Source organism: Floccifex sp. (genome assembly GCF_051873495.1).
In the GTDB taxonomy this organism is placed as follows: Bacteria; Bacillota_I; Bacilli_A; order Erysipelotrichales; family Erysipelotrichaceae; genus Floccifex.
In genome coordinates, this window is the sequence record NZ_JBJEEX010000016.1 from 1 (window position 1) to 16669 (window position 16669).

General features: G+C 31.8%; 17 protein-coding genes. 13 read left to right on the forward strand and 4 right to left on the reverse strand.

All coding sequences use genetic code 11. The features are described 5' to 3' along the window. Window positions 1-51 precede the first annotated feature (51 nt). A complete protein-coding gene (locus ACI313_RS01075) occupies window positions 52-813 on the reverse strand; it encodes an IclR family transcriptional regulator (protein WP_320607407.1) in 762 nt (253 codons plus the stop codon). Between the two features lie 173 nt (window positions 814-986). Here ACI313_RS01075 and ACI313_RS01080 point away from each other — a divergent pair, with 173 nt between their 5' ends. From ACI313_RS01080 to ACI313_RS01100, 5 genes are all read left to right on the forward strand, one after another. Then, the gene (locus ACI313_RS01080) at window positions 987-1925 is read left to right on the forward strand and encodes an L-lactate dehydrogenase (RefSeq protein WP_439755076.1); all 939 of its coding nucleotides are present in this window, start codon (window positions 987-989) and stop codon (window positions 1923-1925) included. Window positions 1926-1944: 19 nt separating this feature from the next. Next, window positions 1945-3288, forward strand: coding sequence for a YjiH family protein (locus ACI313_RS01085; protein WP_439755077.1), 1344 nt, complete (start codon window positions 1945-1947; stop codon window positions 3286-3288). A gap of 3 nt (window positions 3289-3291) precedes the next feature. Then, window positions 3292-4635, forward strand: coding sequence for a YjiH family protein (locus ACI313_RS01090; protein ID WP_439755078.1), 1344 nt, complete (start codon window positions 3292-3294; stop codon window positions 4633-4635). A 94-nt stretch (window positions 4636-4729) separates the two neighbouring features. Further along, the gene (locus ACI313_RS01095; protein WP_320607411.1) at window positions 4730-5911 is read left to right on the forward strand and encodes an ATP-binding protein; all 1182 of its coding nucleotides are present in this window, start codon (window positions 4730-4732) and stop codon (window positions 5909-5911) included. A gap of 258 nt (window positions 5912-6169) precedes the next feature. Beyond that, window positions 6170-6811, forward strand: coding sequence for an AAA family ATPase (locus tag ACI313_RS01100; protein WP_439755079.1), 642 nt, complete (start codon window positions 6170-6172; stop codon window positions 6809-6811). 123 nt (window positions 6812-6934) lie between these two features. Here the strand turns inward: ACI313_RS01100 and ACI313_RS01105 are convergent, their stop codons facing one another. Then, window positions 6935-7579, reverse strand: a complete 645-nt coding sequence (locus tag ACI313_RS01105) for a DUF4230 domain-containing protein (protein ID WP_320607413.1) — start codon at window positions 7577-7579, stop codon at window positions 6935-6937. 175 nt (window positions 7580-7754) lie between these two features. Here ACI313_RS01105 and licT point away from each other — a divergent pair, with 175 nt between their 5' ends. The 3 genes from licT to ACI313_RS01120 all read left to right on the forward strand — a co-directional run bounded on the left by licT (window position 7755) and on the right by ACI313_RS01120 (window position 11975). Beyond that, complete coding sequence (gene licT / locus ACI313_RS01110) at window positions 7755-8597, forward strand: BglG family transcription antiterminator LicT (protein WP_320607414.1); 843 nt, start codon at window positions 7755-7757, stop codon at window positions 8595-8597. A 77-nt stretch (window positions 8598-8674) separates the two neighbouring features. Beyond that, window positions 8675-10504 (forward strand): glucose PTS transporter subunit IIA, encoded by a 1830-nt coding sequence (locus ACI313_RS01115; RefSeq protein ID WP_320104408.1) that lies wholly within the window; start codon window positions 8675-8677, stop codon window positions 10502-10504. 1 nt (window position 10505) lies between these two features. Continuing rightward, entirely contained in the window at window positions 10506-11975 is a 1470-nt protein-coding gene (locus ACI313_RS01120) for a glycoside hydrolase family 1 protein (RefSeq protein ID WP_320607415.1), read from the forward strand. Between the two features lie 22 nt (window positions 11976-11997). On the opposite strand, the gene ACI313_RS01125 is transcribed toward ACI313_RS01120, so the two are convergent. Beyond that, on the reverse strand, window positions 11998-12312 hold the full coding sequence (locus ACI313_RS01125; RefSeq protein ID WP_320607416.1) for a hypothetical protein: 315 nt from the start codon (window positions 12310-12312) through the stop codon (window positions 11998-12000). A 187-nt stretch (window positions 12313-12499) separates the two neighbouring features. Between ACI313_RS01125 and ACI313_RS01130 the strand changes: the two genes are divergently transcribed. The 4 genes from ACI313_RS01130 to ACI313_RS01145 all read left to right on the forward strand — a co-directional run bounded on the left by ACI313_RS01130 (window position 12500) and on the right by ACI313_RS01145 (window position 14616). Then, window positions 12500-12688, forward strand: coding sequence for a BadF/BadG/BcrA/BcrD ATPase family protein (locus ACI313_RS01130; protein WP_320607428.1), 189 nt, complete (start codon window positions 12500-12502; stop codon window positions 12686-12688). A gap of 196 nt (window positions 12689-12884) precedes the next feature. Beyond that, on the forward strand, window positions 12885-13412 hold the full coding sequence (locus ACI313_RS01135) for a GNAT family N-acetyltransferase (protein ID WP_439755080.1): 528 nt from the start codon (window positions 12885-12887) through the stop codon (window positions 13410-13412). A gap of 29 nt (window positions 13413-13441) precedes the next feature. Further along, window positions 13442-14257 carry an alpha/beta fold hydrolase gene (locus tag ACI313_RS01140; RefSeq protein ID WP_320104406.1) on the forward strand — a complete coding sequence of 272 codons (816 nt, stop codon included), beginning with the start codon at window positions 13442-13444 and terminating at the stop codon, window positions 14255-14257. A 122-nt stretch (window positions 14258-14379) separates the two neighbouring features. Beyond that, window positions 14380-14616 (forward strand): MobA/MobL family protein, encoded by a 237-nt coding sequence (locus ACI313_RS01145; protein ID WP_320607417.1) that lies wholly within the window; start codon window positions 14380-14382, stop codon window positions 14614-14616. 142 nt (window positions 14617-14758) lie between these two features. On the opposite strand, the gene ACI313_RS01150 is transcribed toward ACI313_RS01145, so the two are convergent. Further along, the gene (locus ACI313_RS01150; RefSeq protein WP_320104405.1) at window positions 14759-15640 is read right to left on the reverse strand and encodes a YitT family protein; all 882 of its coding nucleotides are present in this window, start codon (window positions 15638-15640) and stop codon (window positions 14759-14761) included. 112 nt (window positions 15641-15752) lie between these two features. Between ACI313_RS01150 and ACI313_RS01155 the strand changes: the two genes are divergently transcribed. Next, on the forward strand, window positions 15753-16625 hold the full coding sequence (locus ACI313_RS01155) for an acyltransferase family protein (RefSeq protein WP_439755081.1): 873 nt from the start codon (window positions 15753-15755) through the stop codon (window positions 16623-16625). Window positions 16626-16669 lie beyond the last annotated feature (44 nt).

Here is a 16669-nt window from a genome sequence, read left to right on the forward strand (position 1 = left end):
GTACGGTGCAATGAGAGGGGCGAAAATAGTTTATTTTCCCTCTACTCTATTTTATAGAAACATCTCAACATCATGATTGATTTGTTTAGCTGTATTATGAAGTTGTTCCATTAAATTATTGAAACCATGTACTTGTAGTCTAGTAGTAGGACCTGAAAGGGAGATACCTGCTATTATTTTTTTATTTCTATCATAGATAGGAACACTCATACAAGATAGACCATATTCATATTCTTCTCTATCATAGGCACATCCTTCTTTTAGGATTGTGTCTTTTTCTTTTTTGAATTGTTGTGCTGTTGTGATTGTTGAGATAGTTCTTTGTTCAGGTGTAATACTATTAAAGTATTCTTCAATTAAATTATCTTCTAAATTAGCTAAGAATAATTTTCCTATTGATGAACAATACAAAGGACAAACAGGCAATAATCTAGAAACTAATGATGTTTTGGCTCCTAATTCCGAGTGCATCATTAATACTTGATCTTCATATTGTATTCCTAAATTTATAGTTTCATTGGTTTGTTCACATAGCTGTTTCATGTATGGTTTAGCTAAAGTAACTAAATCATTTTGATTCGCTGCATTGTTTCCATATGTCATTAGTTTCTTTCCTAATACATATCCATCTTTTTTCTCTTCAATTACACCTAAAGTTTCCAAAGTTTTTAAAATACGAAACGTATTGGCTTTAGGTATTTCGCATGATTTTGAGATGGCTGTGACGCCTACGGGTTGGTCAATTTCATATAAATAATCCAAGATATGGAAGGCTTTTCCAAGGATAGTGATAAATGTTGGTTCTTTTTCCATGTGTTTTCTCCTATCGATTTATAATAACATATTTTTTGGTTTAAAAAATATTTATTTTTTCTTTACAAATGGTAAAAATTTAATACAATAAAAAGCGAAACAGCGTTTCACTTTTTAAATATTTATTAAATAAATTTGTATATTACCTGAAAAATCAGGATAAAGGAGAAAGAATGAGAAAAGTAACAATTGTAGGTGCAGGGGCTGTAGGTTCTACTGCAGCATTTGCGTTATCCGAAAGTGGACTTGTCGATGAAATCGTAATCGTTGATATTAACGATGACCGTGCATGGGGAAATGCATGGGATATTGCACACGGTGTTCCACTAATTCAACCTGTTAAAGTAAGAAATGGATCTTATGCCGATAGTAAAGACTCTGATGTAGTTGTGATTACTGTTGGTGTTCCTGAAGTAACAGGGGAATCAAGACTAGTTCCATTAAGAAAAAATGCTGCGATTTTAAATAGTATTGTTCCTCAAATCGTAGAAAACAGTCCAAATGGAAAAATCTTAGTTGTATCAAATCCAGTAGATATCTTAACTTACTTAACATATAAGATTTCTAAATTACCTAAAAACCAAGTATTTGGATTAGGTACTGTATTAGATTCATCAAGATTCCGTTGCATGTTATCAAATGACTTTGGAATCGATGGAAGATCGGTACATGGATTTATGTTAGGAGAACACGGAGATTCTCAAGTAGCTGCTTGGTCATTGACAAACATTGCGGGTGTATCTGTAGAAGAATATGCTGAAGTTGTTGGTAAAGAATTACCTGAAGGATACCATGACTTAGTTGAAAACAATGTTAAACAAAGTGCCTTTGATGTTTGGGAGAAAAAAGGACCAAATTGTTATTGTGTAGCCGATGCGATTAAATCCGTTGTATGTGCTATTTTAAGAAACGAACACGCTATTTTACCTGTTTCAAGTTTCTTAGAAGGGGAATACGGATTAGATAATGTATGTTTATCTGTTCCTGCTATCGTAGCCGAAAGCGGAGTGGTTCGTACATTAGAAGTTGAAATTGCCCAAGATGAAAAAGAAAAATTATTAAAATCAGGAAATATGCTTAAGAGTTTAATTGCTGAACTTGAAGCAGAATAAATAAATGGAGAAGAGAAAAATGAAAGAAACTAAAATTACTTTAAAAAGTACATTGAAATTTGCACTTGGAACTCTTCTAGGATTATTCTTAGTAGTTATTCCATTGAACTTTGCCGATAGCGTTGATACATTTACTTTCTATTACTTAAAGAAATTCGTAGCCTTTGCTGGTCACTATTTAGAAATTGCGATTACTTGTTTAGTAGTATTATCAGCTGTATTAGCTGTAATTGATTTCTTTGCGAAACCTAAATTCATCGAAGACAATAAATTAATGAAAAAATTATTTTCTTGTTCTTGTTTCGATGTAATTAACCGTGTATGTGGAGCTATCATTGCCGTTATCGTTTGTTTCAATTTCCCAATTGAAATGATTACTTCAATTGATACAGGTGGAACAATGTTACCATTATCTGCTCAATTATCAATTATTATTCCACCAATGATTTTCTTCCAAACATTTATCTTAGAATTCGGTTTCATGGAATTCGTAGGAACTTTATTTGGATTCATCGTTAAACCATTGTTCAAAGTAAGTAAAATGGCTGCCGTTAGTATCATCAGTGCTTGGGTAGGACCTGGAAACGCTGCTATCATGGGTACTCGTCAATTATTTGATGAAGGATACTATACATTAAAAGAAGCAGCTATTATTGGTACAACTTTCTCAACTTCAAGTATTGGATGGGTTGTATTAGTTGCCAATGTATTAGGTATTATGGATAAATTCGGATGGTTCTTCTTAACAATTACATTAGTAGGAATTATCGTAGCTATTATCGGAATTCGTATTCCACCTATTTCTCATTACCAAGACTTATATGTAAATGGTAAAGAAACAAGTGATCGTGTTGTTGAAAAAGAAACAGACGGTGGAATCTGCAAACAAGCCTTAACATTAGCTTGTGAACGTGTTGAAACAGTAACAGTAGATAACTTCAAAAATAAAATTCAAAACATGTTGACTTATATTTTATGTCTTCAACCAGTTATCATTTTCTGGGGAACAGCTGCTTTAGTGTTATCAACATATACACCAATTCTTGAATATCTTTCATATCCAATTGGATTATTCATGGACGTATTAGGAATTCAAGATGCATACGTAGCATCTTCAGCTATTTTATCTGGATTCGCTGATAACTATTTACCAGTTATCTTAACTAAAGGATTAGTTGATCCACAAGTTAAGTTCATTGTTGGGGCTATGAGTATTCTACAAATTGTATTTATGTCAGAAATCGGTGCTTTATTAACTTCAACTAAATTAGTACAAAAATTCGTTGATATCATCATTATTTTCTTAGAAAGAACAATTATTTCTTTACCATTTGTTGTATTAATTAGTTTCTTGATTTTCTAGTTTATGGGAAATAAATACGTAAATAAGAAAAATTTAACTAAATTTGTTGTTGGATCTGGATTAGGAATCTTTATGTTCCTTTTCCCGATTCCTCAAAACGGGGCATTCACAACATTTATTGATTACGTTAAAAACTTTATCCACGATTTATTAGGAAATGCCCTACCATATGTTTTGTTAGTTTTAATGGTTATTGCCGCTGTAGGAAGTTTATACGATACCATTTGTAAACCAAAATGGATTGAAAATAACCATTACCTAAAAAAAGCCTTTTCCACAACTCCTTTTTATCTTACCTTTAAAATAATGGGAGCCATTATCTGTTTTATGGTTGTCTTTAATATCGGACCCGAATTCATTATTGGAGCCGATGTAGGAGGAACCATTGTAGGACTAGCCGGAACACTTCTATGCATTGTACTAGGATTTAGTTTTATGCTTCCATTCTTAACAGATTGTGGAATTATGGAATTTCTAGGCGTTATGGCAAGACCCATTGTACAACCACTATTTGGAGTACCCGGAAGAGCATCGGTAGACTTGATTGCTTCATGGTTTGGAGCAAGCAATGCCGCGGTTATTTTAACTAGAGAACAATACATGAAAGGCTTTTATACGAAAAGAGAAGCAGCCTATATTATGACTAACTTCTCATTAGTATCCATTCCATTTTGTTTATTGATTGCCAATAGTGTAGGCGTAGCCCATTTGTTCCCTGCTTTTTACTTGATTATATGTGTGACTGGAATTATCCTGGCCATTATTATTAGAAGAATCCCTCCAATTTGTAATATAGAAAACACATACCAAGAACAAGTAGGAAAACAAATCCAAGAAGATATCCCAGATGAACATCATATCTTTAAATATGCCGTGGAAATGGGATGTAAAAGAGCCTCAACATTTACCCTAAAAAACATTATTACCAATGGAATGGAAGTTGTTATGGGTATGTTGTTTGACTTAGTGCCTACGGTAATCGCATGGGGAACATTAGCTTTAATTGTTGCGACATATACACCATTGGTTGATATTATTTCCTATCCAATGGGAATGTATTTGAAATTATTTGGAATAGAAGAAGCCTTTGCAGCTGCTCCAGCTACATTGATTGGATTCACAGACATGTTTATCCCTGCCCTATTATTAACTGGAATTCAATCTGTTAAAACAAGATTTGTGGTTGCGGCTCTATCTTTAGTTCAAATCATTTACTTAACCGAAGTAGGCGTTATCGCTATTAAAAGTGAAGTTCCATTAAACTTCTGGAAACTATTAATTATATTCTTAGAAAGAACAATTATCGCAATTCCTTTAATTGTATTATTCAGTTCTTTTGTATTCTAACTCGTCAAAAAAAGACGAGTTTTTTCTTATTCCGAAAACTTGAATTTTTTTCATTTTTTCGGAATAAGAGATATAATAAAAAAGAGGATCAATCATGAAAATAATACAAAGAAATTACCTACAAAAAATGATTAACGTATTAGGAACTCCTGATATAAAAGTAATTACAGGAATTCGAAGATCAGGAAAAAGCTTTTTATTGATGCAGTTCATGGAATATCTTAAACAAAACGATGCCAATGCGAATATCATTTTTATTGACTTCAATTCATTGGACAGTGAACCATACTTGGAATACCATGCCTTAAACAATTACATTAATAATTGTTACAACCCCACTAAAAATAATTATGTTTGCATTGATGAAGTTCAAATGTGCGAAGGATTTGAAAAAGTCATTAATAGTCTTCATAATAGTAGAAAATATGACATATACATTACTGGTTCCAATGCCTTTTTATTAAGCAGTGATTTGGCAACCCTATTTACAGGAAGAACCTATGAAATAGAAATATTTCCATTTTCTTATTCCGAATGTGTGGAATACTATGGAAACGAATATACTTTAGAAAAATACGTTTTAGAAGGCGGAATGCCAGGATCATTTGTCTATAGAGAACGAAACGAAAAGTACAAATACATCCGTGATATATTTGAAACACTTATTATTAGAGATATCACAAGTAAACACGCTATGAGAAATAAAGAAATACTACGAGATTTAGCTTATTTTATGATGGATAACGTAAGTGCGCTAACATCTGCAAGCAGTATTTCTAAAACAATAGAAAAAGCTAATTTTAATATCAGTGACAAAACAATTAAATTGTATATGAAATACTTTACAGATGCGTTTTTATTCTATAGAGTACGTCGCTATGATATTAAAGGAAAAAAATACTTGTTTACCAATGACAAATACTATTTAACAGATCATTCTTTTCGATATGCCAACATTGGTACAAGAAATATGGACTATGGAAGAATATATGAAAATATCGTTGCGATTGAATTGTTAAGAAGAGGATATGAAATATATGTTGGAAAACTATATAAAAAAGAAGTAGATTTTGTTGCGATGAAACAAAGTGAGAAAATATATATTCAAGTCAGTGATGACATCACAAATGAAAAGACATTCGAAAGAGAAGTATCTTCACTACTACAAATCAAAGACAACTATCCTAAAATATTATTAGCTAATACGCATCATGAACAATATCAATACGAAGGTATACAAATTATTGATATTGAAAGATGGTTACTTACAAACTAGTTATTCCGACAATTTGAATTTTTTTCATTTTTTCGGAATAAGAAGCATTCATCTAATAATTTTATTATTATAAAAGTAACGATTCAACATGGCGCAGTAAACGGCGCAGTAAATGGCGATGTAAAATGATGTATGATTACTCCGAAAACTTGAATTTTTTTCACTTTTTCGGAATAAGAAATAAAGGAGATGATAGAAATGGTGGCATTTACACGATAAAGAAATATCAAATTAAATAAAAGAAAAGGAGCATTTAAAATGATATTTCAAGATAATGTAATTAAAGAATACTTAAAAAACGTATATTTTATAACAGGAACTCCATGTGGAGGAAAAACAACCATTTCAAGAGAAATAGGAAAAAGACATAATTTATTTGTATACGATGTAGATGAACAATTCAGTAATCATTTAAAACTATCCAATTCAAATGACCAATCAGCAATGAATAAAGACTTTCAAGATGCCGATGAATTCTTTGGAAGAAGTGTAGAAGAATACAGAAAATGGTTATTAGAAAATACACGTGAACAATTAGATTTTATTTTATTGGACTTAATTCGTCTTTCTCAAAACCAAAAAATAATATGTGACTGTCACTTAAATCTGAATCAAGCAAAACAAATCACAGAATCAGAACGAATTGTTTTCTTAATTAAAGATCCAACGAATATAATTGAAGACTATTGTAATCGTAAAGATCATCAAGATTTTAATGAATTCATTAATAGTGCAACCAATCCCAATCAAGCTAAGAAAACATGTAATGAAACACTTAGAAGCATTAATGAACTATATTACAATGACATTAAAAAGAGCATATATTTTTGGTATGAAAGAACAAAAGAAAGTACAATAGATGAAGCTGTTCAAAAAGTTGAACAATATTTGAACATATAAAAAAACAGGGCAACCTGTTTTTTTGTCTATTTAAGCTGTAAAAAATAAATAACCATAAAATAAGATTAAAGCAACTACTACAATCGCTAAAATCATTAATACTGTCTTTTTCATATTGAACTCCTAATTAAATTTAAATTTGTATTCATATTCTTCAGGATCAAAAGTATTAGAAAATAAAGAAGTAATAACCTTTTTACCGTTTTCTTCTGCTTCTGTTAAGATACCATTACGAATGGCATGTTCTTGAGCTTCTTTTTGCATCGCAATAATAGCTTCGTTGTTTTCGTTTAATTTGATGTTATTGAATTTACTTTCATCTTCTAAATAAACCTTAAAAGTTTCAAGTTTGATTTCATTTGATAAAATCTCAGCTTTAGGCATTTTGATTGTCACTGTTTTCTTTTCTTCATTAACGACTGGTTTTATCTCATCTACATTAAAACCAGCTTTTATTTCAAAATCATAACTATAGATTAGATGAGAAGTAGTAAGAGGTATATCGACATTCCATAGTGTTCTTGTATCTTTCACTTCATTAACTTCTGTTACATACGCACATTGTGTGGCCAATTCACCGATGTCTTTTAAAACTAAATTAGTAGGATCACTACGAGTGATGAATTTATCACCAAATCCGATAAATAAACCTAATACCAATATAATAACGATTAGTACACTGAACACATATTTATTAAAAATAAGCTTCTTAAAGAATGATTTAACTTTACTTTCTTTCTTTGTTTCAATTTGTTTGTTGTCTTCCATAATGTATTCCTTCCTTTGATTTTAGTATATCAAATATTTTTAATAAAAAACAAAAAACCACTTGAAATCGCTTTCAACTTCAGTATAATAAGTTATGGATAGTAATCGAAAGAGCTAAACCTATAGAGAATCCCTTTTTTTCTATAGGTTTTTTATTTTTTTAGGAGGTAATACAATGATCATCAAGAAAATCTTTAATAATAATGTTGTAGTTGTCGAAAACAATGGTAAAGATGAAGTTGTTAGTGGTAGAGGAATTGCCTTTTCTAAAAAAGTAGGAGATGCGATTGATGAATCACGTATTACGCAAATCTTTGTTTTAAAAGAAGAAAACATGTCGAAGTTTCAAGAAATCACAAAACACATTCCCGTTGAAATTATTGACTTAACTTGTGAAATTATTGAAATGGTACGTGCGAATATCAATCAAAATATATCTGATATTATTTATATTTCTTTATCCGATCATATTTATGAAGCCATTAAACGAGCTAAAGAAGGAATTTATTTGACTAATTCAATGTCTTGGGAAATTTCTCGTTATTATAGTCAAGAACATAAATTAGGAATTAAAGCACTAGAAATGATTAATAAAAAAACAGGTGCTGGTTTAAAAGAAGATGAAGCCTCTTTTATTGCGTTACATATTGTGAATGCGGAAACAGAAAACTCTTATATAGAAGAAACTTTAAAGGCAACGGAAATCATTAAACAAATTTTAAAAGTAGTTCGTAACTATTATGAAACAGATTTTTCAAGTGATTCAGTTTACTATGATCGTTTTATTACACATATTAAGTTCTTTGCACAGCGTCTTGTCTATAATAAAACATTAGATGACAAAGACGATGCAGAGTTATTAGATATTGTGAAAATGAAATATAAGAATTCTTATAATTGCGTTGAAAACATTGCTAAGATGTTAAAGAGTAATTATGAGTATTCCGTAAGTGATGGAGAGAAATTGTATTTAACAATCCATATTCATCGTATTGTACATTGTTTTGATAATGACTGAGAAATCAGTTCTTATATTGGATGGTAACATTAAGTTGGCCAAACCTCTTATTTACGTACTTATAGGAGGAAAAAGAAATGAAAAAGTACAAAGATTTAGCAGCCGATATTATCGCTAATGTCGGTGGAAAGGAAAATGTCGACAGTTTAAGACACTGTGTGACACGTTTACGTTTTAAGTTGAAAGATGAATCAAAAGCGAATGATGAAGCCATCAAAAACTTAAAAGGAACAATTGGACTAGTGAAAGCCGCTGGAGAATACATGGTCGTTATCGGTGAACATGTTGGCGACGTTTACGACGAAGTTTGTGAACAGTTAGGAATTAATAATGACATGACAAAAGCTGTTGAAACAAACGAAAAGAAATCTATTTTAGACAAAGCCCTTGGATTAATTAAGTCAGGTTTAGGACCAACACTTAATATCATGTGTGCTGCCGGTATCTTAAAAGGAGTATTAGTTATCCTTCAAATGTGTGGATTACCATCAGACGGTGGAATCTGTATGTTAGTAAACGCAGCAGGAGATGCTTTCTTCTATTGTTTACCAATCGTAATGGGATTCAACATTGCCCGTTATTTAGGAATTGATCCATATTTTGGTTTAATCTTTGGTGCTTGTATGATTTATCCAAGCATTCAAAACGTAGATGTAACCGTATTTGGATATACAGCAAATGTAAGCTATACATCTAGTTTCTTACCAGTAATGTTTGGTTTATTATTAGCTGCGCCTTTATATAAATTCTTTAAAAAACATTTACCTAAATTAATTAATGGATTCATGACACCAATGTTGACATTAATTATTGCTTTCCCTATTACATTCATGGTCATTGGACCTATTGCCAATGTTTTATCAGGATTTATGGCAACAGCAATCAACTGGATCTTTGAATTCAGTCCATTAATTGGATGTTCTATTTTAGGTGGAATCTGGCAAATTTTAGTAATGTTTGGTATCCATGGATTAATTGTTATGTTTGCGTTCTATGCCGTAATGTCTGGTACACCTTCACTAATGTTAGGAGCTACTTGGACAGTTTGCTTTGGAATTGTTGGTATTTTAGTTGCGGCTTTCATTAAAACAAAAGACAAAGACGTAAAAGAAAATGCTTTACCAGCTGCAGCATCTGCTATCTTTGGTGTTACAGAACCAGGAATGTATGGAATTATTATTCCTCGTAAAGTATTATTAGGAATCAGCTGTATTTCAGGAGCTTGTGCTGGATTCGTTATTGGTTTATTTGATATGAAAATTTATACATACGCTGGTATGGGATTAATTGGATTATTAAGTTTCTTAAACCCTGAAAACCCACAAATTTTACCAATCGTTATTGCGGTAATCGTACCATTGGTAGTAGGATTCTTATTAACTTTCTTCTTCTATAAAGATGGAGAAGTCGAAACAAAACCAGTTGAAAAAAAAGACAATAAAATCAATGTTGTGAACATGCCAGTAAGCGGTACAGTTAAAGACATTAAAGAATCAAGTGACCCTGCTTTTTCTTCTGAAGCATTAGGACATGGAATTGTGATTATTCCTGATGACGGAGAAATTGTTTCTCCTGTAAATGGAACAATTAAAACTTTATTTCCAACTAAACATGCCATTGGAATTGTAAGTGAAGATGGAATTGAAGTATTAATTCACATTGGAATTGATACAGTCAACTTACAAGGAAAACACTTTACTTCTTATGTTAAACAAGATGATGTTGTTAAAGCAGGAGATAAATTAGTTTCTTTTGATAAAGAAGCAATTGAACAAGAAGGATATAATACTGAAATTCCGGTTGTGATCACAAACACAAAAGAATATTTAGACGTTGTGATTCTTCAAACAGGACACGTAGAAAAGAATACAGAAATTATTAAAGGAATTCGTTCGGAGGTACAATAGTATGAGTTTTCCTAAAGGATTTTACTGGGGAGGAGCTACGGCTGCTAACCAATACGAAGGTGGATGGAATGAAGATGGAAGAGGACCTGCTTTAACAGATTATACAACAGGTGGATCGGCTACATCGGCTCGTTATTTAACTTATATCGATGTCAATGGAAATCCCCAAAAACAAAGAACTTCAATTGTTGGTACAACCCTTCCTGAAGGAGCTACATTAACTTGTTTAGATGATTGTTATTATCCAAATCACTTGGGAACTGACTTTTATCATCACTACAAAGAAGACATTGCTTTATTTAAAGAATTAGGAATGAACATGTTTAGAATGTCTATTTCTTGGTCTCGTATTTATCCAACTGGATTAGAAGACAAACCAAATGAAGCCGGATTGAAATTCTATCACGAAGTCTTTAAAGAATTAAAAGCCAATGGAATTGAACCATTAGTTACTATTTCTCATTACGATGATCCTGTTACAATCGTACAAGAAGTAGGATGGGAAAATGAACAAGCGATTGATGCCTATGTGAAATACTGTAAAACTATTTTTGAAGAATACAAAGATGAAGTTAAGTATTGGCTAACATTCAATGAAATTAATTCTATGTTGATGATGGCATCATTTGTTCCTAATTATCCAAAAGAAAAAACAGCCCTTGCCTATAAACAATTACACAATAAATTTGTCGCATCAGCTAAAGCTGTCAAATACGCCCATGACAATTATCCTAATTATGTAATGGGATGTATGATTGCTGGTTTAGTCAATTACCCACTAACATGTGATCCAGCTGATGTATTGTATTCACAACAAAAGATGCAAGATTATTTCTGGTATTGCGGAGATGTACAAACAAGAGGAGCTTATCCAGCAAGTGCCAAACGAACTTGGAAAAAATATGACTTAGACCCTGCTTTCTTTGAAAAAGATGCTGAAATCTTAAAAGAAGGAAAAGTAGATATGTTTACATTCTCTTACTACAACACTTCTTGTGTCACAACACACGCAGATGCTCAAAAAGATGGAGTAGGAAACTTATCAATGGGTGCTAAGAATCCATATATTAAATACTCTGATTGGGGTTGGGGAGTCGATCCAAGTGGTTTAAGATATATCTTAAATGAAATTGAAGACCGCTACCAAGTGCCATGTATGATTGTGGAAAATGGGTTAGGAGCCTATGACAAATTAGAAGACGGACAAGTACACGATCCATATCGTATTGATTACTTCTCACAACACATCAAAGCAATGGATGAAGCTATTAGTGATGGAGTGAACTTAATTGGATATACACCATGGGGAATTGTGGATTTAGTATCTGCTTCAACAGGTGAAATGGCTAAACGTTATGGAGTCATTTATGTTGATATGGACGATGAAGGAAAAGGTACTTTAAAGCGTTATAAAAAAGATTCCTTTGCGTATTATCAAGAAGTCATTAAAACAAATGGAGAAAAATATTAAAAACTGGAGCAATCCAGTTTTTTTATGCGTATTTTTTTAAATATTGTTTGTATTTACGATAAATTAGGAATAGACCTAATATACTACAAATAAACAATGAAATAAGACCTATATAAGTATTCATAAAACATAGACTTGAACAAACTAATAAAATGAATCCATATCTTTTATACAAAGAAGACATATGAATATTATAATCTTTGACATTGTTTATTTTTAATTCATCACCACTCCAAAAAGAAATAGGAACTATGTCATCTTTTCTAAAGAAACCAATATAAAGAAAAGGAAGCGCATATAAAATTCCACATAAAGCACAAATAATTTTTCCAACCATAAAATACCTCATATATAGTTTATAATAATACATTAAAAAAAGTAAAACTATGATTTTTTAGCTTTTACGGGACATAAAGTATTACTAGGACCACAAGGAATTGGAGGATTCACAGCATCCAAAGTAATGACAATAGGAGATGTTGATACCCATTTTGTTCTGCCACAGGATGGAATAGTAAAGAAACATCACTTACCACGGAAAAAGTGGAGGTGCTATGTATGGAAGCGATTGTTCAATTATTGATGTTGGCGGACAAGACACGAAATTTATTCAAGCTGAAAATGGTATGGTTGTGGATTTTTTGATGAACGATAAATGCTCTGCCAATAAGTGGTTCAACATGTCACTAAAAAACAATTATCAAATGATGTGATTCTTACTAGGGGATTAAGCAATTAACACGTAATTCTGCCTACTATCATTTTGAAATCAGATGCAGTATAATAGGAGCAAACGAAAATTTGAATTTGGAGTAATGAACAATGAGATTATTTAATTGGGGTGGGAGAGAATAAACTATGCTTCTTTGTCTAAGAAAGCAACAATATTTTTAAGGAGAATAAAGAAGTATGGATAAATTTTTTTTAAGACCGATAATTACCGGCGAGGACAAAAGCACATTTATAACCGAAATTCAGGCAGCCTTTCAGAACGCTTATACCGATGAGTTCGGCGCGTTTGATAAAACAATTCTTCCAATAGAGGATATTGAAGAATCCTTTAATGCAGACGCTTCCGAAGCATATTTTGCTGAGGTTGTCGGAGAAAGAGTCGGCGGCACAATAATCGTTACAGAAAATGAAACAAAGTTTGGCTCGCTTCATCTTCTGTATGTAAAGATGGGTTCGCAAAATGCCGGATACGGATTGAAGATTTGGAAAGCTATCGAGGAATTGCACCCTGAAATAACTCTTTGGGAAACACATACACCATATTATGATAAGAGAAACATACATTTTTATGTAAATCGCTGTGGATTCAAGATTGTGGAATTTTTCAATCCCAAACATAAAGACCCACATCAGACAGGAGATACCGCAGGGAATATCCCAGAGGAAAACAACTATTTCTTTAGATTTGAAAAAGAAATGAATTAGTAAAATCTGAAGCTTACAGAGGAAATGCAATGGAGGAAAAAGTATATAAAACTATATGTGGAGAGATTCATTATTGGATTAATATGGAACATGGCTTAGAAAATCCAACCTTGATTTTTCTCCCAGGGTTAACCGCAGATCACAGATTATTTGATAAACAGATCGCATATTTTGAAGAAAAATATAATGTATTTGTATGGGATGCACCTGGTCACGCAAAATCATGGCCGTTTGCATTTACATTTTCTTTGATGGATAAAGCGAAATGGCTTGATGAGATTCTGTGTTCAGAAAATATTCAATGTCCTATAATTATAGGACAGTCAATGGGTGGCTATGTCGGACAAGCATACTCAGAACTATATCCAGATAAATTAAAGGGATTTGTTTCTATTGATTCTGCACCGTTGCAGAGAAGTTATGTGACGGGAATAGAATTGTGGCTTCTTAAAAGAATGGAGCCAGTATATAGATATTATCCATGGAAATCATTATTGAAGATAGGAACAAATGGTGTTGCTATGTCTGAGTATGGAAGAAACGTAATGCATGAAATAATGATGACTTATGATGGTGACCAGAAAAGATACGCCAAAATCTCAGGTCATGGTTTCAAAATATTAGCCGAAGCAATGGAAGCAAATCTACCATATAAAATTAAATGTCCTGCACAGTTGATATGCGGAGAAAAGGATCATGCGGGTTCCTGCATCCGCTATAACAAAGCATGGCATAAGAAATCAGGAATTCCTATTGCATGGATAAAAAATGCGGGGCACAATTCTAATACCGATGCACCGGAAGAGGTAAACTCGTTGATAGAAAAATTGGTAAATAAGCTATGACTTAAGAATGGAAAATTCCAATTTCACGCAGACAACAAAAATCAAATAATGACTAAGCCTAAAGGCACTAACAGTAAAAAAGTTAGTGCCTTTTGTTTTATTCATTATTGCGAAAGGAGTTGATGAAAATGCCAGTACCCCATCTGAACATACGAATTGTTCAGAGAAGCAAAGGCAGTTCTGCGGTTGCCGGAGCTAACTATCAAGCCGAAGAAAAACTGTTTTCCGAGTACGACCAGAAAAACAAAGATCACCACCGAAAGCAAAAGGAAGTCGTTTATACAGAAATCATGCTTCCGACAAATGCCCCACCCGAATATTTTGACAGAGCAACACTTTGGGACTCTGCCGAAATATAAACGATACTTTTATGGGTATTAATCTTTTTAGCTATGACATCTAATTCTTTTGTTTCATGTTTGTTCATTATAAAACCTCCATTATATATATTCGAAAAAAATAATTTAAAAAAGTGTCCGAAAATATCGAACACTTAATGCACTATGAATTTTTCTTTTCTTCTCCAATTTGGAACATGTGGAAACCTTCTCCATGAACTTCATGAGACTCTAATACAATAATGAAAGAAGCCGGATCGGCTTCTTTTACTGCTTGTTGTACTTGAATCATTTCCTTAGTGTCGCAAGCACACATAACAACTTGTTTAGTATCTCCTTGATATCCACCTTCACCATGTAGAATTGTTGTACCTCTTTGACAAACATCATCAATGACTTTACAAATTTCTTTTCCGTGTTCGGTAACAATCAATCCTAATTTTCCAGAGTTAAGACCATATACAAATTTATCAACTACAATAGAGAAAATATAATTGATAATCATTCCATAAATAATACCATCGACATCATTGAAAATAATACCACCAATCGTGATAATACCAACATCTGACCAGAAAGCGATGTTTCCTAATGATAAATAAGGAAATTTAGCTTTTACAGCCATGATGATAAAATCCGATCCCCCTGTTGATGAATTCTTTGAATAAACAAGGGCATATCCAATTCCCGCAAATACGCCTGTACATAATGCAGCTAATAATCGACTTCCTGTATAGACGGGGAATAAAGGTGCAACATAGTCAATAATCATAGATGAAATAAACATACATCTTAATGAGCTAATAAAGAATTTCTTTCCCAACAACTTGTAACAAAGAATCGCAACTGGAATATTTAATATAATTGTTGATAAACCAATTGGCATATCAAATAAACGATATAAAATAATTGAAATTCCGGAAAAACCAGTCATTGGAAACTTAGCTTGAACCGCAAAGTTATAGATCCCAATGGCAATAAAAATACTTCCAATGGTTTCCCATAATATTTGTATACTTAATGTTTTTATTTTATTTTTCTTCATTTTTTTCCTCCCATTCCAGGGGTAAAAATCATGTACCCACAAAGCTTAATTCTATAGTTTTTTCCTTGTTTTGTAAAGAAATCTACACTATAAATATGGTAAAATATTACATATGAAAACAAGAAAAATATGTATGGGAATTGCCACTATAATGGTGTTTTTATTTCACGTATTACCTATGAATAAAATAGATCGAAACCTAGTTCAAATGGGAATTTTAGGCGTTGATATTTTTGCACTTTGTATGGGAATTTCTTTTTGTTTCAAAATGAAAAAAGAACCAATTGTATCTTTTAAAGACTACATTCAATATTGTATTCTTCGCTTTATACGATTATATATTCCATTTTTTATTTCTGTGAACATAGAATCATTGATTAAATATATTTGTTTTCATACCTTTAATCTAAACAAATATATTTCTACTATATTATTATATGGCATCATGAAACAATCATTATATTATTGGTATGTTTTATTTGCCTTATTTATGTCATTTATTTTACCTATCTTATATAAAATAAATAATAAAATTACTGTATTGATTCTATCTATATTTTTATCATGTGCCTTACCATATCCTTTATTATCCGGAAGAATTCTAGTATGTGTTTGTGGACTATATTATTTTGAGTTAACAGAAAACATAAAGAAATACATTGGATATTGTTTTCCATTTATAGTTTTGATTACTTATATTGTTTATCGAAATCAATTCCTACAAAATAATTTATTTTATATGTTTGGAAGTTTATTTGCGATTGGTTTTGTTTGTTTAATGGAAACCATTTCGAAACAAAATAAAGTAATAGAAACAATTGGAAATTATTCTTATGAAGTTTATTTAACAGTTACTTGGTTAGTAAATTGTGTGTTTTTCCTTCCTTTTAATATAGTAGGAAAATACATTGTTTTATTTGTAAGTACAACAATTCTTGTTCTTATAAATAAAAAGATTAGCACAAGGCTAATCCCAGTTTGTTGACAAACCCCTCGTTTTATTTTATTCGAGGGGTTATATTTCGCCAA